This window comes from Evansella cellulosilytica DSM 2522 (genome assembly GCF_000177235.2).
GTDB lineage: Bacteria > Bacillota > Bacilli > Bacillales > Salisediminibacteriaceae > Evansella > Evansella cellulosilytica.
In genome coordinates this window covers 4,073,189-4,090,598 of the sequence record NC_014829.1, presented here as the reverse complement: position 1 = coordinate 4,090,598, position 17,410 = coordinate 4,073,189, and the positions used below count along the sequence as shown (strand labels likewise).

General features: G+C 37.2%; 17 protein-coding genes. 9 read left to right on the top strand and 8 right to left on the bottom strand.

Annotation, left to right across the window (positions count from 1 at the left end; genetic code table 11):
- Positions 1-2: 2 nt before the first annotated feature.
- Positions 3-2,102: an efflux RND transporter permease subunit gene (locus tag BCELL_RS18730; protein WP_245547048.1), complete on the bottom strand. Its 2,100-nt coding sequence runs from the start codon at positions 2,100-2,102 to the stop codon at positions 3-5.
- 433 nt (positions 2,103-2,535) lie between these two features.
- On the opposite strand from BCELL_RS18730, the gene BCELL_RS18725 reads away from it, so the two are divergent.
- A complete protein-coding gene (locus BCELL_RS18725; protein WP_013490353.1) occupies positions 2,536-3,105 on the top strand; it encodes a TetR/AcrR family transcriptional regulator in 570 nt (189 codons plus the stop codon).
- 929 nt (positions 3,106-4,034) lie between these two features.
- Complete coding sequence (locus BCELL_RS18720) at positions 4,035-4,367, top strand: hypothetical protein (RefSeq protein WP_013490352.1); 333 nt, start codon at positions 4,035-4,037, stop codon at positions 4,365-4,367.
- A 263-nt stretch (positions 4,368-4,630) separates the two neighbouring features.
- On the opposite strand, the gene BCELL_RS18715 is transcribed toward BCELL_RS18720, so the two are convergent.
- Positions 4,631-4,960: a hypothetical protein gene (locus BCELL_RS18715; protein ID WP_013490351.1), complete on the bottom strand. Its 330-nt coding sequence runs from the start codon at positions 4,958-4,960 to the stop codon at positions 4,631-4,633.
- 124 nt (positions 4,961-5,084) lie between these two features.
- Between BCELL_RS18715 and BCELL_RS18710 the strand changes: the two genes are divergently transcribed.
- Positions 5,085-5,429: a hypothetical protein gene (locus tag BCELL_RS18710; protein ID WP_013490350.1), complete on the top strand. Its 345-nt coding sequence runs from the start codon at positions 5,085-5,087 to the stop codon at positions 5,427-5,429.
- Positions 5,430-5,933: 504 nt separating this feature from the next.
- On the opposite strand, the gene BCELL_RS18705 is transcribed toward BCELL_RS18710, so the two are convergent.
- The 5 genes from BCELL_RS18705 to BCELL_RS18690 all read right to left on the bottom strand — a co-directional run bounded on the left by BCELL_RS18705 (position 5,934) and on the right by BCELL_RS18690 (position 9,136).
- On the bottom strand, positions 5,934-6,326 hold the full coding sequence (locus BCELL_RS18705) for a hypothetical protein (RefSeq protein ID WP_013490349.1): 393 nt from the start codon (positions 6,324-6,326) through the stop codon (positions 5,934-5,936).
- 31 nt (positions 6,327-6,357) lie between these two features.
- Positions 6,358-6,558 (bottom strand): hypothetical protein, encoded by a 201-nt coding sequence (locus BCELL_RS18700; RefSeq protein WP_013490348.1) that lies wholly within the window; start codon positions 6,556-6,558, stop codon positions 6,358-6,360.
- Positions 6,559-6,637: 79 nt separating this feature from the next.
- Positions 6,638-6,751, bottom strand: coding sequence for a zinc-ribbon domain-containing protein (locus BCELL_RS23365; protein WP_483459058.1), 114 nt, complete (start codon positions 6,749-6,751; stop codon positions 6,638-6,640).
- Positions 6,752-6,772: 21 nt separating this feature from the next.
- On the bottom strand, positions 6,773-8,296 hold the full coding sequence (locus BCELL_RS18695; RefSeq protein WP_013490347.1) for a hypothetical protein: 1,524 nt from the start codon (positions 8,294-8,296) through the stop codon (positions 6,773-6,775).
- A gap of 309 nt (positions 8,297-8,605) precedes the next feature.
- Entirely contained in the window at positions 8,606-9,136 is a 531-nt protein-coding gene (locus BCELL_RS18690; RefSeq protein ID WP_013490346.1) for a hypothetical protein, read from the bottom strand.
- 1,278 nt (positions 9,137-10,414) lie between these two features.
- On the opposite strand from BCELL_RS18690, the gene BCELL_RS18680 reads away from it, so the two are divergent.
- The 3 genes from BCELL_RS18680 to BCELL_RS18670 all read left to right on the top strand — a co-directional run bounded on the left by BCELL_RS18680 (position 10,415) and on the right by BCELL_RS18670 (position 13,628).
- Positions 10,415-11,695: a phosphate/phosphite/phosphonate ABC transporter substrate-binding protein gene (locus BCELL_RS18680; protein ID WP_013490345.1), complete on the top strand. Its 1,281-nt coding sequence runs from the start codon at positions 10,415-10,417 to the stop codon at positions 11,693-11,695.
- A 242-nt stretch (positions 11,696-11,937) separates the two neighbouring features.
- A complete protein-coding gene (locus tag BCELL_RS18675) occupies positions 11,938-12,912 on the top strand; it encodes a hypothetical protein (RefSeq protein WP_013490344.1) in 975 nt (324 codons plus the stop codon).
- Positions 12,913-13,196: 284 nt separating this feature from the next.
- On the top strand, positions 13,197-13,628 hold the full coding sequence (locus BCELL_RS18670; protein WP_013490343.1) for a hypothetical protein: 432 nt from the start codon (positions 13,197-13,199) through the stop codon (positions 13,626-13,628).
- A 130-nt stretch (positions 13,629-13,758) separates the two neighbouring features.
- Here the strand turns inward: BCELL_RS18670 and BCELL_RS18665 are convergent, their stop codons facing one another.
- Positions 13,759-14,490, bottom strand: coding sequence for a toast rack family protein (locus BCELL_RS18665; protein WP_013490342.1), 732 nt, complete (start codon positions 14,488-14,490; stop codon positions 13,759-13,761).
- A gap of 283 nt (positions 14,491-14,773) precedes the next feature.
- Between BCELL_RS18665 and purU the strand changes: the two genes are divergently transcribed.
- The 3 genes from purU (at position 14,774) to BCELL_RS22705 (ending at position 17,125) form a co-directional block, all read left to right on the top strand.
- On the top strand, positions 14,774-15,673 hold the full coding sequence (purU, locus tag BCELL_RS18660; RefSeq protein ID WP_013490341.1) for a formyltetrahydrofolate deformylase: 900 nt from the start codon (positions 14,774-14,776) through the stop codon (positions 15,671-15,673).
- Between the two features lie 138 nt (positions 15,674-15,811).
- Complete coding sequence (locus BCELL_RS18655) at positions 15,812-16,645, top strand: CsxC family protein (protein ID WP_087942432.1); 834 nt, start codon at positions 15,812-15,814, stop codon at positions 16,643-16,645.
- Between the two features lie 276 nt (positions 16,646-16,921).
- Positions 16,922-17,125 (top strand): hypothetical protein, encoded by a 204-nt coding sequence (locus BCELL_RS22705; protein WP_157184222.1) that lies wholly within the window; start codon positions 16,922-16,924, stop codon positions 17,123-17,125.
- The last annotated feature ends 285 nt before the right edge of the window (positions 17,126-17,410 follow it).

The following is a 17,410-nucleotide window of genomic DNA, read 5'->3' as shown; positions in this document are numbered from 1 at the left end:
CATCATTTCTCCTTATAAAAATTTGCTTTCCACGTTGTTTTTTCAATCAGCTTATCGGAAATGTAAAGCATAGCAGGAAGGAAGAATACGACCATAATAAAGGCTAGTAATGCCCCTCTGCCAAGTAAAAGCCCTATAGATGATACGATAGGGTTTGTTGATGTAATCCAGAGAATAAATCCGACGCTTGATAAGATGGACGCGGATATGGAAATAGAGAATATTTTTTTATCGACGGTTTGTTTAATGGCGGTTAGAGCTGGCATCTCTTTGCGTCTCTCTTTATAATCCTCTGTAAACAAAATCCCGTAGTCGACTGTTGCGGCTAACTGCACAGTACTAATAATTAAATACCCGACAAAAACTAGTGGGGAGTCGGTGAAATAAGGTACTGCTAGATTGATCCATACCGCAGATTGAATTGTTAATAGCAACACGATCGGAATCGTAATCGATCTAAATGTCACGAGAAGGACAATAGCAATCGCGACTACTGTCAATACATTTACGACGAGATTATCTTGCGTAACGGTAGATTTAATATCGTATAATGTGACACTTTCCCCTAGTGTGTAATAGTCATCATAGTAATAGCCTGCAGCACTTTGCACGGCTTCCACGACAGCGAAGGGAATATCGCCTTCTTTTTCGGTATCCGTATATAAAATGATTCGGCTATAGTTTTCAGAATAAAACTGCTCTGTAATGGCACTGTCTAAATACTCTGGTGGAATAGCTGGACTAACTGTGCTCGTATAGGACAGGACACTTTTCACATGATCCATTTTTTTAAAATCGTCACTTAGCTGTGCTTCCTTCACAATATCGCCTCTAGGAACGAGGACGACGATCGGTGTTAACTGTCCAAATTCTTCTTCAATAGCATAGAAATCACTACCAGCACGTGTTGTATCCGGATGCTCTCCAATCCCATACGTAAACGTTGTACTGCTTTGCGCCAAAAAGCTCGGAACGATTAAGATAAACACGATGAGCAAGCTTGGCACGCGAAGCTTCATCACGACATTGCCGACACCTTTGAAATCAGGAATGAATTGTTTATGCTTCGTTTTATCCATCCACTTGTAAAACAATAGCGTTAATGCAGGTAAAAATACCATCACACTAATAAAACTTAGCACGATTCCTTTTACGAGATTGACACCAAGGTCTGCACCAATTTCAAACTGCATGAACGTAAGTGCAATAAAACCGAAAAATGTTGTCGCTGCACTTGATGCAATAGCTGGAAACGATTTTTTTATCGCGAGCTGCATCGCTTCCTCAGGATTTTCGACTTTCTTCCTATAATCATGGAAGCTGTGAAGTAAAAAGATCGCATAGTCGAGCGAAACGGCGAGCTGTAAAATCGGTGCGACCGATTGCGTAACGAAGGACACCTCTCCTAAAAAAATGTTCGTTCCTAAGTTTATGAGAACAGAAACGCCGATGGCTGTAAGAAAAAATACGGGCTCTACCCACGACGTTGTAGAAATAACTAATATAAAAATAATAATAGGAATAAGTAAAGCTGCAGCGTATACTGCTTCTGCACCAGCCATTTTTTGTGACTCGGCAGTGTCGACGGCTTCGCCTGCAAGGGCATTATCCTCGCCGATGAGTGCATAAATTTCATCGGTTACTTCGACCTCTTCGCCTTGACGAATGCTAAAGGAAAACAACGCTTTGTTATCTTTGAAATAAGATTCCACTGTGTCCTCATTAGCCATTTCAAGCGGTGTTTTTAAGTCTATTTCATCATCGAGCCACGTGACATCATAGACGCCATCGATCGCAGATAGCTCTTCCTTAAATATGAGTGCTTCTTGAACGGTCACGTCATGGATCATGACACGAGTATTCGGAACAGAGCCAGAAAACTCTTGCTCCATCACTTCCATCGCCTTTGTCGATTGGGCCTCATCTGGTAAGTAATCTACCATATTGTAATTGACCGAAACGAAAAACTGTACAATAGCTGAAACGACAGCTAACACCATAAAAAAGACGACAATTAACTTTTTATGCTTCACAATTCTAGCTGCTATATCAATCTGAACCATCTCCTTGGAAGCGCGAAAGTGGGAGGATGAACCTCTCATCACCTACACAACATCTTCCTCTATATAAAGTAAAATTATATTTAAAGAAAGTATAAATTTGGCAGTGGGATTTTATGGTCATGCCTACTAGCGAGAAAAGCACTCACTAGTACTTTAAGAGCTACGGCGAAATTCCACTGCTTCTAAGAAAAGACTAAAAACGAGCTCAGTTAGCTTTTTTTTAGTTTTTCTTATTGATTGCTTTCTTACCACCTTACAATTATAATGACACCGTGTTGTTTTATCAACAAACAGTTCTTTAACATTTGTTTATTTCACAACAAAACAGCATGTTAGTGTTGGGTAACATTAAAATGTGTGAAAACATGTAGAATATGTAGACGTTTTCATAAAATGGATCGCTAAATAGGGATTACCTTATAGACTTATGACAAGCTTCATTTTGAATTGGAAAGGGTGGAAGGTGAAATATATGAGTTCAAAAATAGATCGTCGTAAAAAATATACGAGAATGGTGTTGAAGGAAAGTTTAATGAATATTTTAAAGGAGAAGCCGATTTCCAATATTACGATTAAAGAAATATGTGAGGGAGCAGATATAAATCGCTCTACATTTTACTCTCATTTTTCTAGTCAATACGATCTTCTCAAGCAAATTGAAGATGAAATTATGAACGATGTAAACGACACGTTATCTCATTACAACTATAATAAGGACGATGAAGCACTCCAAATGACGGTTAAAGTGCTAGAGTATGTCAAAGAGAATAGTGACGTTTGTGAAGTTTTATTTAGTGAGCACGGGGATGTCCATTTCCAAAGAAGGGTCATGATGCTAGCTCACGAACATACGATGAAAAGTATACTAGCTCGAAGCGACATTGAACATGAAGTATCTCAATATGCGAGCTTATTTACGATTAGCGGGAGTATACATGTTGTGCAGCGCTGGTTGAAAAATGGCATGGATACACCACCGAAGGAATTGGCTGAAATCATTATTACTTTAATAAAAAAAGGGACAAGCGCTTTTAATAAGTAGTTCCGTTTAGAGGGAGAAAACTAAAAATGATACAGCAAAAACGAGACAATTTCACTATGTGAAATTGTCTCGTTTTTTATTAAAAATTAACACTATAAAAAATGTCCTTAAACTCCCTCACTTTGATACTACAGGGGGGATGATTTATTTAGGGGAGGTAGTGAGATTTTGAAATAAGCGGAGTTTTTCCACTTATGCTCCAGAATTGCGTTTGATTAGTGTTAAATAAGCGGAGTTTTTCCCTTTAAGCAAAGTAAAATGGCTTATTTTCACGACTTTTTAATAAATAGCCGGAATTTCTCCTTCTATTCCAGTGATTTTTGTTGCTATTTTATAAATAAGCGGAATTTCTCCACTTATCTACGCAACTCATTTCAGCAACCGTCTAACCTTATCATGCAGTTTTTGTAAAATAGATGTATTGCGTTAGTTGGAGATAAAATGAAGAACGATTACTCCAGTCTAGTTGGTTTTTTACATGTATCTTTATTGGTTACATAATTTCCACCTAATTCAACACCATTTTAGATAGGTAAATAGCAGATACTTTAGCATACAAAATAATTATTGAATAATGAGCATTAGTCTGTTGTTTTTTAGTACGATATTTCGGGGGCCATCAATCAGAGACTAAATTAAGGAAAAAACTTGTTATATCAATAAAAATTCCTAGTCCAATTAGCTATCTATTTGGACTAGGAATTGCGGTTATATTTGTATTTTCCTCCTCACAAATGGAACTACTTGCGCTTTTAACTAGAACCTTTTAGAAGTTCTCCCTCTCTCTTCTATTTATGTGGCATTAATTACGCCCCCTAAAACGCTGTTTTTAGTATTATGACCAAAATAAATGAAGTGAAAAAAGTACATTCAGCATAAGATTAGTGGTAATATGTAAAAAAGTACCAAAAGAGAAGGGGGAGAAACGTATGAAGCTATTTAATGTCATATTCGTCGTTGTAATAATGTCACTTTTGTTAAGTGCGTGTGGAAATGAAGATGAGCTAGCGGGTACTTGGGAAATTTACGAAATGTTTGGTGAATCTGTAGTAGAAGAAGGTGCAACGATCACATTTACGGAAGATGGAAGTGAAGGCCATACATTAAGTGATGACTATATGCAAAATTTTACAGTAAATAAAGTGGAGGATGGCAAAGCCGAATTACTTCAAGTAATACTTGAAATTATGTATGAAGATGGGGAAATGATATTTCTTATTGAAGGCGAAGAAATAGGGGCTGCAAAAAAAAGCAATAACTAGTTTTTGGAATGTGACAAACAGTAGTAGGGAGGGAAAGATAAGGATCGGAGGGCACTGAAAAAGTACATAGCAACTTTTTCAGTTCATTTTATTTGTATTGCAATGGCTACACTCGTCGCTCGCCTGATAGGAGAAATCCACTCCTATCAGGCTTTTTAATGATTGCGACGGCTACGCACATTGCTTAAGGCCGTTGAAAAAGTGAAAGAACACCACTTCTTCAGTCCCTATAAAATGAATGACAAAGACTCCGTAAGCATTTACTATTCTTCAGATCCTTTAATCCTTTCACGAATTTCCTCTAAATCCTCCAAAGACAGCTTACTCAATGATTTACTTATTTCCTTTTCAAGTACTTTTCTATTGTTTTCACGGTATGTATCCCACCAATCTCTTAACCCATCTGTATTATCCATCAACGATTCAATATCAATTTCTTCAATATCGTCATCGGAAATGTAAGTTAAAACTGCCGCTAATAAACGATTCAGCCGCGCTACTTCATCTTCTTGTTGGTCGTTGTCGTGATCGGAAAGGGCATCTAGACTATCGTTTTCCACTACTTCTTCCTCTTCTGTCTTTTTACGTGGCATTTATTACTCCCCCTAAAACGCTGTTTTTATTATTATGACCAAAATGAATGAAGTTAAAAAAATTACCTTCATCACAGGATTAGTGGTAAAATCTAAAAATACATAATTGAAGGAGTGGAAAAGTATGAAGTTATTTAATGTCATGTTCGTCGTTGTAATAACGGCATTTTTGCTGGGGGCTTGTGGAAACGAAGATGAGCTAGCTGGCACTTGGGAAATTTACGAGATGTTCGGTGGTCCAGTAGTAGAAGAAGATGCATCGCTCACATTTACGGAAGATGGAAGCGAAGGCTTTTTATTAGTTGACGGACATATGGAGAATTTCACAGTGAATAAAGTGGAGGATGGAAAAGCCGAATTAGTACACGAGGAAGACCCTGAAATAATTGAAATTATGTATGGAGATGGGGAAATGACGCTTTATAGTGAAGGTGAACAAGTAGGGGCTGCTAAAAAAAGCGATAACTAGTTATTTCGAATGCGACATTCTGTAGTCTGCTATGGAGGCCAGTGAAAAAGTACATAGCATCTTTTTCAGCGCCTTTTATTTGTATTGCAGTCGCTCGCCTGTTAGGAGAAATCCACTCCTATCAGGCTTTTTAATATCGCCTGTTACACGCATATGCTTTGGAGCGAATCCGTAACTGTATGAGCATATAGAGAGATAATGCATGAGGAAAAGTGCTGATAGGGGAGCCTTTATGAGAATATAGAGAGATGAAGCAAAAGATGAAGTGCCGATAGAGAGGCTGTATGAGCATATAGAGAGATGCCAAATGAGAAAAAATACCGATAGAGCGCTTTTCAGAACAGATATTATAGTAAGGGAAAAGCCAAAAGTGTCGATAGAGAATTTTTCAGAACACGCGGCCAACACTAAAAAAGCATATTAATCAATACATGATCAATATGCTTCAACACCGTTTATGTTTCCATAATGAAATGATAATAAATGAATAGCTATATTACCCTTTTATACATCCGCTTGTTCTGGCGGTCGTTTACGTGTGAGCAAAATACCAGAAATGAGTATAAGTACGCTTGGGATGAGTGAAGCGATATTAATAATTAAGGCTACACTGCCGCCGACAATAAGAATGATACTGCTTCGTTTCTGATTTTTCTCGATATTTGATGGTATCGAAAAGATGACTGAACAAATGTAAATTCCTATTAAGACAATTGATTGGAACGCAGCGATAAAGAAGCCAACTACGAATAGCGAATCATCCATATACCAGCCCCCTTGGAAGCCGAAGATAAAGTGAGCCCAGAAGCCTGTTCCCATGAATAACCATATGATTGCGAATATAAAACCTAAAATAGAGCCGATAAGTCCCAAAATAAATTCTGCAGTATACTTCATTATACTCTCCTCCTTTATTTAATTTTGTATATCATACTACTGAAAAACGAAAAAATTCCATTTGTAGCGCAGTAAATAAGTTTGCATAAATGGTGTTTGGAAAGTGTTCGTTACTATAATAAAATTCGCTACCGATATCATAAAATCCTGTAAAAGATTGTAGAATAATGATCGGTACAACGCTGTGAAAAAATAACGAGGATGCAACAAAAGACTTGTTCGTCCACCTCATGAGGCATCCTCTATAGCAATAGGCGAAGGGGTATTCCTTTGCGAAATTATTTTACTTTATTAACGCAAGCTTCAAAGAACTAGTCTAGTTTTTCCCCACATTTATTGCAGTAATAATCTCCTACACCATTTGGTGCGCCACATTTACGGCAGCTATTGTTGAAAGAAACGAACTTATTTTTGAAAAATATCATGTTTTCTCCTCTCCATACCCTTTAACGAAATTCGCCATTATGCAAGATAAAATGTTTATACGCGGCACTATCTATGTTGCCGTTGCTATCCGTTTCACCAACAAAGCCAACAACCATTAATTGGTTAGCTCCTTCAACGCTAAGGCTAATACGCTCAGTTGGATTGTCTGCTGTTAATGTAACTTCTTTTACTGGAGGATCGTATAAACCATCGTCCTCATTAATCGCATAGGCTAATGCTGGAATAAAAATAGAGTGAATGCGCTCTTCGTTTAAAGTGAAGAAATATATTTTTGCTGTAACATCTTCTTGAACAGTTAATGTGACATCTGTTTCAAAAGATGAAAAACGGTTGTTTAAGTTGAATCCGCCATGCATAACAGTCAAGTGTCTTTCGTAGTCGTAACCTAGCTCATGGTGAGTTGTAAATTGTGATTGATGACTTTGGAAGATCACGCCATCAAAGGTGTCAGCAAGTACTGAATTGTATCTATTATATAAGCCTCCAAAATCAATGTACTCATCATTTAAATGAGCGTTTTCAAAAGGGAGGGCGCTTAATTTCACAGGCGCGCTTTCCAGTATTTCTCCAGTTTCAAGGTGCAAAGCAAAAGTATACTCGTTTATATAAAATTGCAGCACTTGATCATTTAATGTTGGTTCGTACATTACGTTAATATTCAGTTCAAAGCTTTCAGTTGCTCCTGCTGCATACTCTTTTTCATAGTTCCCTGAACTCATGGCATCATATTTTGCGTATGGGATTTGTAGCGCACCACTAATTTTCGATGTTACATCGTCGTGGAACGTCACGTCACCGAAAACTTTAAAGGCGCCATCTATATATTGGACAGTATCAACATTTAACTGCTTTTCTTCATCCTCAAAACTTATATCGACATTGTACGTCGTTTCTGGAAGTGTTTTTACACCAGGGAAATCCCATTCAGTATGTTGCATCTCTATCTCATCCATCGATACTCTCTCTGAAACCTCTTCCCCTAATATAGAATATGTTAAGTCAATGTCCGTTAACTCACTTGAATCACTATAAGTTGTATTGAAAAAAATAAGCATGCTATCTTCAGATTCATGGTAAATAGTAGATTCCATTGACGCTTCTACAAAACTACCTTCGTCAAAAATAAAGTACAATTCTGGAGAAAAATAGAGTTGCTTTTGCCCCTCTTCTAACCGATACGCATCAGCATAGTTTCCTTCATATAATATAGCGAAAGTATGTTTTTCACGATCCTCTTCAAAAGCGTCTACATGATAACCTACAATAGAAACGGCACCATCGTCATTATGTATAATAGGTAATTGTACATCCAGAAATGCCATAGGTAGGATGAGATAATCTTCCTCATTGATTTCTTCTGTGACCTCTTCTACAACTTCCTCTGTTACTTTGTCAATCTCGCTAACAATTTCTTCTTCTGCTACATCTTGATGTTCTTCTTCTGCACTTGAAGTTTCGTTATCGCCACATGCTGACAGTGTGATAGAAAACAGTGCAAGAAGAATTATTTTTGCTTTAAACAAAATCCCACTCCTCTACTAATTTTATGAAATGTAACGTTACAACATTTCTTTTTGGCAAAAGCTTTTTTAATATAACATATTTTTGGGAACACTGAAACGTTCTAACATTTGAAGCAATAGCATAATTTTTTGGTTTTCAACAGGAATAAGGTGAACAGTAAGGAAGCAAACAAACATAATTACGTGTCTAATGAGGTATTGTGAAATAGTGACCCTAGACACTTTGTTTTTCCCATACATCTAAATAAAATATTCGAAGCAATTGAAGAAACAACCTACCCTTATTTAAGAGGGGACTACCAAACGAAATTAGTTGACCTCCTCTAACATTCTACTTATAAGCGCTGTTGCTTCATCAACATGCTTTTCTCCTTCTTCAAAGTTATGTCTATAATTCGAAAGCTCAGTGACACTTCCTCCAGCAGCATAAACAATTAAATGTGAAACGGAGTCAATATAATACGGGAAAGCTTTTTCATACGCACGTTGAACCCGCGTGTATTCACTTGGAGGGTTCAAAGCATCGAGACGATGAGATAAGTCTCTTATAGATTGTGAAGTCTCTCGTAATTTTTCTTCATTCCCCGGAACCCTTAATACGACAGTATCATCTGTAACATGACTTTGATTTAGTTTGATATGTAGTTCATCCATTATTTCTTGAAGGGAATGTAAGTAATCAATCTCTGCCTCTAAATCCTCTAACGACTCTCTTGAAGATGGCTCTTCTTCTGTCGAGGAACAGCCTATCACCAAAACAGTAAATAAAATAAAAGCTATCGATAGGGTAATTTTTTTTGACCAAATAGATCGAGTAAAACAATTGCTAGATTTTTTCATGATGTGTATCCATCCTTTTTTAATAGTTTTTGTAGTTTTAACACAACATACATATGTTTTGGATAAAAATTAGTAGAAATTAGTTTTAAAGAAAAGACGTTTATAAAAGCTTCATGAAGCTGAGGTAACTTTTTTTTTAATGTATTACTCCATTTTCTTTTAACGAAAAGTGGGAAGTACATAATAGTTGCGTTCCCTTTATTTTCCCATATTAATAGGTAATTCGTCACCATTTGCCACACATAAGATGAATAGTGCCTACAATAATTGAAAAAAATGGCTATTAATATTAATCAAGTAGTGGAGGTAAATGGGATTAGCGCATTTCACATAAGAATATAGTAGCTGTTGGGGAGCAAACCGAATGAGAGCATTCCTTTCTGAAGGGTAACGAGCGTTAGAAAGAAAAGGAAACGAGTCTAGCATTCCTTTGTGAAGAGAAACGAGCATAGAAAGGAAAGCGAACGAGTCTAGCATTCCTTTCTGAATAGAAACCAGCATTAGAAAGGAAAGCGAAAGAGTCTAGCATTCCTTTCTGAAGAGAAACGAGCATTAGAAAGGAAAGCGAACGAGTCTGGCATTCCTTTCTGAAGAAGAACCAGTGTTAGAAAGGAAAGCCAACGAGTCTGGCATTCCTTTCTGAAGAAGAACCAGTGTTAGAAAGGAAAGCCAACGAGTCTAGCATTCCTTTCTGAATAGAAACGAGCGTTAGAAAGGAAAGCGAACGAGGCTGGCATTCCTTTCTGAATAGAAACGAGCGTTACAAAGGAAAGCCAAAGAGTCTAGCATTCCTTTCTGAATAGAAACCAGCATTAGAAAGGAAAGCGAACGAGTCTAGCATTCCTTTCTGAATAGAAACCAGCATTAGAAAGGAAAGCGAACGAGTCTAGCATTCCTTTCTGAAGAGAAACGAGCATTAGAAAGGAAAGCGAACGAGTCTAGCATTCCTTTCTGAAGGGGAACGAGCGTTAGAAAGGAAAGCGAACGAGTCTAGCATTCCTTTCAGAATAAAAACCAGCGTTAGAAAGGAAAGCCAACGAGGCTGGCATTCCATTCCAGAATAGAAACGAGCGTTATTCTAGGTAAAAAGTACAGCATATCCCATCCCTTCCGCACTATTTAACTGAATTTTACAAAAAAAGTGTTAAATCATATTTACATAGTGTAAAATAAAAAAATGTGTCTATCATTTAACTAGTATTTTTTTACTATTTAAGAATAGGCTAATATGCAGCTTTAAGTTTTATCATCATTAATTATCATTTACGGAGGGGATTTATGTTGACAATGAGGAGATTACATATTTTACTCGCATTTATTATCATGGGGCTTTTAGTAGCCTGTGGTAGTGTGAAAAACGAAACAGTATTGGAAGCGGCAGAAACCTTTATGGAAGGGATGATAGAAGCTGATTTCGATAAAATTGAGAGTGTAAACGAATCTGATGAATGGATGTTTCCAACTGATTACCTATTAGAAGTTGCTAATGAAGGAGGCATTGTTGGCTTAACAACCGATGATTTTTCATTAGAAGAAATAGATAGCCTAGAAGTTGTTGTCTCGTTTACGAATGAATCAAGTATTCCACTATTACTAAAGTTCCAGGAGAGAAACGATGGTTTTTACTTCGTTGGCCTTGAACAAGCCCGTCAAGTATCTGCAAATGACCCTGCAAGAGTGAGACCGCCTGAGGAAACTGAGGATGAAGAATCAACTATTGATGAAGAAGTTGATTCTTCTGAATCAAGTATAGTAGAAGATGAGGCGGGACTTTCACTTGATAGTGTAACAATTGGTATTGTGCCGTTTTATGATGAGGAATACTTAGATGAATTATTGGCGCCATTAGCCGATAATTTAACAAATGAATTAGGAGTGCCTGTATCATTTTCCTATGCACTTATCGAGGAAGAGTTATTTGAAAGACTTCGAACTGGAGAAAACGATGTCGGATTCTTAAATGCTAATCAATATATTCCTGTTAGGGAGGAAGTGGATGTTATTTTAAATACTTTCGACTCAGCAGGAAATGAGGTAACTGAATCACAATTTATTGTAGCAGAATCATCGAACCTTCATTCGTTAGATGATTTATTACAAGCAACTAATTTAACGTGGGGACAAATTGAACTAGCACGCACAACAAGCTTTTTGTATCCATCTTCGTTTTTCATAGAAAATGGAATTAATATAGAAACATTTAATCAAGTTACATTTGAAGAAGACGGTGGTGCGTTAGAAGCATTATTAGCTGGAGAAGTCGATTTTATTACGAGCTTTGGCCATGCACGCGATCAATATCTCAGTAAAGAACCAAACATAATGGAAAAAACGAGAGTAATAGGAAATGCAGCAGAAATACCTAACCGTGCGATCGTGATAAACAATAACGTAAGTGGGGAGTGGAAACAAAAGGTTGCTGATGCATTTGTAACTATTAGCGATGATCCAGAGATGGAAGAAATTATGCTTGAGGCGTTTTTCTGGAGTGGCTTTGTGGAAATATCAGATGATAAATATGATGTAGTTGAAAAAATGACGACAAATATGCTTGATTAATATTAAGAAATGAGGGTGACTCAAAAGGTAAAAATTCGACCTTCTGAGTCACCCTCATTCTGAATAGCGAATGGTTCATCTGGTGGAGTATAAAAGACCTTGTTTTTTTACATTAATAACCATTGGTATATAGTATTTATTTCTATTTCCGAAAAAAATAGTCAAAAAGTTACATCATTTGATATAATTTTAATAATAACATTTTAATACAACTTAATAAAAAAAGTCGGGGGTTATACACCATGAAGAAAGCAATAATAATTACTGCATTATCATTTACTTTACTATTTACTATTGGCTGCTCTGATGAATCCTCCTCTCAAGAGCTAGATGAAGTGGAAGTAGTAGAAACTGAAGAAAGTTCAGAGGATGAGGCTGATGAAGCGGGAGAGAATGAGGAAAGCACAGAAGCAAGTGAACCTGAAGAAGAGCTTCTTTCTGAAAGTGATGCTGTCGCGTTATCAGAAGCATTTTTTCTTGAGCTAGTAGAAACAGCAGGAGATGATAACTACGAACATTTTCGTACACTTTATGCTGATAGTATGGAAGAAGAAGTAGTTCAGCAAGACTTCGACTTTTTCAAAGCGAAGAATGAAGAAGGGTTACGTGAAAATCTAGATATTGGTATTCTCTTTGTAATAGAAGACGTCATTGCAGCTAGTATTTTCGAATACACGAATATCAATGCAGAAAATCGTCGTAACCATACGGCAACAGAAGCAAAATTATATATGGAATTATTTGAAGATGGTTGGAAATTCTCTACGTCAGAAAAAGTTCAAAATGCTTATAATGATAGTTTTATTCCACTTTTAAATGATAAATATGGCGAAGATTATGTTGCTGAAGGATTTGTTAGTGGAAACCATGCGATCATTTTTGAAAGAGTATTTACAAATGATATTGATGTACAAATTTATCGAGTCAAGCGTAACGATGATGGGGCATTTAGTATCGATATTGCCATCTCAAATGGATTAGACAATGATGTCTTTGACGTGAGATTCAATGAATTAACTTTTAACTATGGCTTCGAGCAAATCCCATTTTTAACGCTAGAAAACTATGAACTAGACACGAACCACATTATTTACTCTAAAGATATGTCCATCGTTACAGTAGAGTATGATGCATCGGACTTACTAGTTCCTGCTGATCAAGTTGACTTTTCTCGTTTAGGTATTGAACAATCAATGAAATATACAAATAGAGATTAGTAGATGTATAGTAAAAGGACAAGTTGATTGTGTCTCAACCTTAGTAATGTTTCCAATCAAGGCTCGAGGTTGTCTCAAAAACTATTAAAATTCCTGGCAATGGCGCCACTACTATAAAAATTCACTTATAGTAGGGGGTGAGGCAGCTCGGGAAATTGCTGAGAGGGTGACTCAAAAGGTAAAAATTCGACCTTCTGAGTCACCCTCTTTCAAGTAGCAGCAGTCCTGTGATGAATCTACATGTTTTCTATTATTTTTATATAAGTAAAGAGGTGTTCATAGCAGTGAAAAAACTAACAGGATTCATTCTTTTATTTTTCATGTCGTTTTTACTAATGGGCTGTGGTGGATTAATTAGTGAAATATTATCAGATGGCCCGAGAAGCGGTGAGATGATATTCGGTACAGGAACATTTGAACAAGGCATTCAACACGAGAAAACGGTATTTTCTACTCATGAAGACATTTTGATGGAGGCGAACTTCGCTAAACCGCTCGGCACTCGTGATGTTTACTATATTTTACATAAGATTGATGGCGGCCATGAAAGCTATTATGATGATTGGTACGACACGCTCGACCCTTCGTGGGATTGGATATTAACTGAGTTTCACCTCGTGCATGTACATGGTGTTTTTGACATAGGCAATTATCGATTACGTTTATACAATGATTATGATGAATTAATGGCAGAGGGGTCGTTTAGTATTCGGTAAAAATGAAACAAAATTAGACAGCCGGACCTTCATTTGTGTAAGGATTCAGACTTTCGATAGTGCTATTACATCACACTGCGTAAAGGATGACCTAGGTGGTTTAACCCACCATTTAAGTCATCCTTTTACTTTATTTAAGTATAAACACTGTTTCTCCAATCCCAGTTTCGGCAACAATTTGAATGACTACATCGGATGTCTCGTAAGCTTCATTCACATAAACATTCTTCCCTTGAGATATTAGCCCTTTAAAGCTTGTATTTCCAATCCCTGTCTTTGCGATCACTTTCACGCCAACATCATTTGGTAAAAATATCGTCGTCTCTCCAACTCCAGTATCAATTGTTGCTTCAAAGCTTTCGTGCCAATCACCGCTTAAGTCGATGTTCACACTGCCGACACCTGCGTCTACAACGAGTCCAGTTAAGTGAAGACCTCTCAAATCTAACGCAGTATCAGATACGCCAGCATCGACGATTAAATCGATAGGGACATCATTGGATAATTGTAAATCCCAGCTGTTTCGCTGATTCCCAAAAATAGCATTAATTTTGCGCTTACTTTTTTGCTCAATGGTGAATGCCCCATTTTCTCTTTGCGTTGTATAATCTGAGTCTATTCGAATACGATCATTCGTGTAATGTAGTTCGCCAGTTACCCATTCAGAGGAACCACCAGTAACCGTCAAATCTCCATATTTAAACTGAACATTCACATCTAAATGTTGTGATTCGTCTTTTTCAATGATTATCTCTTCTCTCATATCATCACCTGGTAGTGGATTGATGGCATTTAATGGCCCACACCCTGCTAAAATAAAAACAAATACTGTCACCCAGCAACATAAAATTAGCTTTCTCATCGCTCATTCCTCCAATTGTTCTCTCTTTAACATGATTATATGGTAGCGACGAAAAGTACAAAATGCCCCTTAGATATAATTTATATAAGACTTGAGGTGTATTTTGTAATAAACAGGCGATGAAGTGTCATGCCCCCACAAGTGGTTACGGGAAAAAAACAGTAATTAAATATACTCCACATTTCTAACAATAAACGACAGCAATTAATTTATTTGAATATTCACTGTATTACTGTGAGCATGTCTTGTATAATGTTTTTATCAAAAGAAGCGAGGTTTTATCATGACTGTATACAATAAGGAAAACATGGAACGATTCAAAGAACGCAATAAAAATCGAGGCCGTCTATTAGTTAGCTGCTCGGATCAGCCAGGCATTGTTGCAGCAATATCAAATATGTTTTACTCGTTTGATGCAAACATTATCGAGTCAAGCCAATATTCTACGAATCCAGAGGGAGGCACTTTTTTTATCCGAATCGAATTTGAGTGTCCTTCATTTAAGGAAAAAGTAAAGGAGATGAAAGAAAGCTTTGCTGAGATTGCCAGCAAGTTTTCAATGGAATGGAGCTTAACGCAAGTTTCTCTCATTAAGAGAACAGCCATTTTCGTATCAAAAGAGCTTCATTGCTTACGTGAGCTTTTGTGGGATTGGCAAAGTGGCGATCTCCTAACAGATATTGCACTTGTCGTTAGTAATCACGAAGATGGCCGTGAGCTAGTGGAAAGCATGGGTATTCCATATTATTACATAAAGGCAAATAAAGATATTCGTAAAGAAGTAGAAGAAAAACAGCTACAGTTATTAAAGGATTATGACATTGATGTCATTATTTTAGCGCGATATATGCAAATATTAACACCTGAATTTGTGAAGGAACATGAAAACAAAATAATTAATATACATCATTCGTTTTTACCAGCCTTTATTGGTGCAAAACCTTATGAAAGAGCACATGACCGTGGCGTCAAGCTTATCGGAGCCACTTCTCATTATGTTACGAATGATTTAGATGAGGGGCCAATCATTGAACAAGATATTGCCCGTGTAGATCATCGTGATAATGTGGAAAGACTGAAAAAATTAGGTGCCTCCATTGAACGAAGTGTGCTTACGCGAGCTGTCAAATGGCACATAGATGACAGAATTATTATTTATAAAAATAAGACGATTGTTTTTTAACAAAAATATGATGTATCTACTAATTTCCACGTTCAACTAAAATTTAGTAGAAAAATATGCGAATGGAATGGATAGGTCGTCCACTCTCTTTTTATTACTATGCATATAGTGTAGTAGATAATAAAGGGAGGTGAATAGATGATGGCTGATAGAAAAGGAAAAGGTGGCCAGGAGAACACAAACAGTAAAAACACGACAGAAAAAGTAAACAAACCAGCGAAACCATTTTTCAATCTAGATCCTATCAAGTCAAAGAATGCCATTTCACCAAGATCAAAAAGTAGACGAGAGAAACCAGACGTATCGTTTGGTGAAAAAACAGCAAAGGTTCCAGTAGTATTGGCAGAGGAGCAGGTGCAGCTAGATTTAAATGCCAAAATTGAATTTCCAGAGCCAGTATTAGAGATCAAGGAAATCAAAAAGAACTTAAAAATTACGCAGTGTCGCTTATTACTTCCAACAAATAAACTATTCATTAAAGGTTTTGTTCGCAAAAACATTCAATACGCAACGCCAAACTATAGCACGAAACATGCCGTAGTATCAAATATACGCTCGCTAACAGTCGATGTGCCATTTAGTACAGTAACAGAAGTAGACTTCATTAATGATCCAACATTCAAGCTACTACCAGATTCCCAAGAGTTCTCTTACTTCAAGTCTTCAAAGCTACCAGATGGTCATGCTTCTACAGAGAAGATGCTTTCTACTGATTTATCGCAATATAACCAGATCAGTGGGGAAGAGTTTAACGAACTGCCATATTGTGAAATTGTCTCAACTCACTTTATAGAGCTAGACAAAGCGCTTGATAGAAAAATGGGGAGAGTAAGAGACAGACGTGGTGAAGAACTAGAAGCACCATTCGAAGAAGGAACTTTCACAAAGATTGAAGAAAAAATGGTAGTAGAAGTTAAAATTAAAGTGTTGCAAGAGCAGCAAGTAAACATCGACTCAAAGAAAAAATGGTAAATGGCTATTAAAGAGGTTGCCTCAAAAGGTTGATTTTTTATCCTTTGAGGCAACCTCTAAACAATGTGCGGAGCCACCGCAATATTTAAAAGCCCACTAAAAGTCGATTTTCTTATAGTGGGCGCGCGGCGAGTGGAGCCATTGCCGAAAAATTTAGTTACTTTTTGGGACAGACCCTTTAGGAATTTTATTAACTTGTGGGAAAAACACATTTTATGATTAGCATTATCAAGCATTGATGCATAGTAATGCTGTACGAGAAAAGGAAATACAAGCATGATGAGTAGAATAGAAGAGCAATGCTACTCGTCACCTAACTGGAAACTCGATGACGATCATCAACCGAAGCCAATACTGCCCGAGAAAACGAAACGGAAGTCGCGAAGGTCATCATACGAAGCTAATGCAGCCCGAGAAATCGAAACTGAAGTCGAGACGGTCATCATACGAGTTCAATGCTGCCCGAGAAATCAAAACTGAAGCCGCGAAGGTCATCATACGAAGGCAATGCTGCCCGAGAAATTTAAACGGAAGCCTCGACGGTCATCATACAAGTTCAATGCAGCCCGAGAAAACAAAACGGAAGTCGAGACGGTCATCATACAAGTCCAATGCAACCCGAGAGAGTAAAACTGAAGAGCTGAAAGTCATCATACGAGTTCAATGCTGCCCGAGAAATCGATACTGAAGTCGCGACGGTCATCATACGAGTTCAATGCAGCCCGAGAAATCGAAACTGAAGTCGCGACGGTCATCATACGAAGG

Excerpts from the sequence above, each read along its gene's own strand:
- BCELL_RS18725 (WP_013490353.1), top strand. The coding sequence starts at position 2,536 with ATGAGTTCAAAAATAGATCGTCGTAAAAAATATACGAGAATGGTGTTG.
- BCELL_RS18705 (WP_013490349.1), bottom strand. The coding sequence starts at position 6,326 with ATGAAGTATACTGCAGAATTTATTTTGGGACTTATCGGCTCTATTTTA.
- BCELL_RS18700 (WP_013490348.1), bottom strand. The coding sequence starts at position 6,558 with ATGAGGTGGACGAACAAGTCTTTTGTTGCATCCTCGTTATTTTTTCAC.
- BCELL_RS18720 (WP_013490352.1), top strand. The coding sequence starts at position 4,035 with ATGAAGCTATTTAATGTCATATTCGTCGTTGTAATAATGTCACTTTTG.
- BCELL_RS22705 (WP_157184222.1), top strand. The coding sequence starts at position 16,922 with ATGATGAGTAGAATAGAAGAGCAATGCTACTCGTCACCTAACTGGAAA.
- BCELL_RS18665 (WP_013490342.1), bottom strand. The coding sequence starts at position 14,490 with ATGAGAAAGCTAATTTTATGTTGCTGGGTGACAGTATTTGTTTTTATT.
- BCELL_RS18675 (WP_013490344.1), top strand. The coding sequence starts at position 11,938 with ATGAAGAAAGCAATAATAATTACTGCATTATCATTTACTTTACTATTT.
- BCELL_RS23365 (WP_483459058.1), bottom strand. The coding sequence starts at position 6,751 with ATGATATTTTTCAAAAATAAGTTCGTTTCTTTCAACAATAGCTGCCGT.
- BCELL_RS18730 (WP_245547048.1), bottom strand. The coding sequence starts at position 2,102 with ATGAGAGGTTCATCCTCCCACTTTCGCGCTTCCAAGGAGATGGTTCAG.
- BCELL_RS18715 (WP_013490351.1), bottom strand. The coding sequence starts at position 4,960 with ATGCCACGTAAAAAGACAGAAGAGGAAGAAGTAGTGGAAAACGATAGT.
- purU (WP_013490341.1), top strand. The coding sequence starts at position 14,774 with ATGACTGTATACAATAAGGAAAACATGGAACGATTCAAAGAACGCAAT.
- BCELL_RS18690 (WP_013490346.1), bottom strand. The coding sequence starts at position 9,136 with ATGAAAAAATCTAGCAATTGTTTTACTCGATCTATTTGGTCAAAAAAA.
- BCELL_RS18680 (WP_013490345.1), top strand. The coding sequence starts at position 10,415 with ATGTTGACAATGAGGAGATTACATATTTTACTCGCATTTATTATCATG.
- BCELL_RS18655 (WP_087942432.1), top strand. The coding sequence starts at position 15,812 with ATGATGGCTGATAGAAAAGGAAAAGGTGGCCAGGAGAACACAAACAGT.
- BCELL_RS18710 (WP_013490350.1), top strand. The coding sequence starts at position 5,085 with ATGAAGTTATTTAATGTCATGTTCGTCGTTGTAATAACGGCATTTTTG.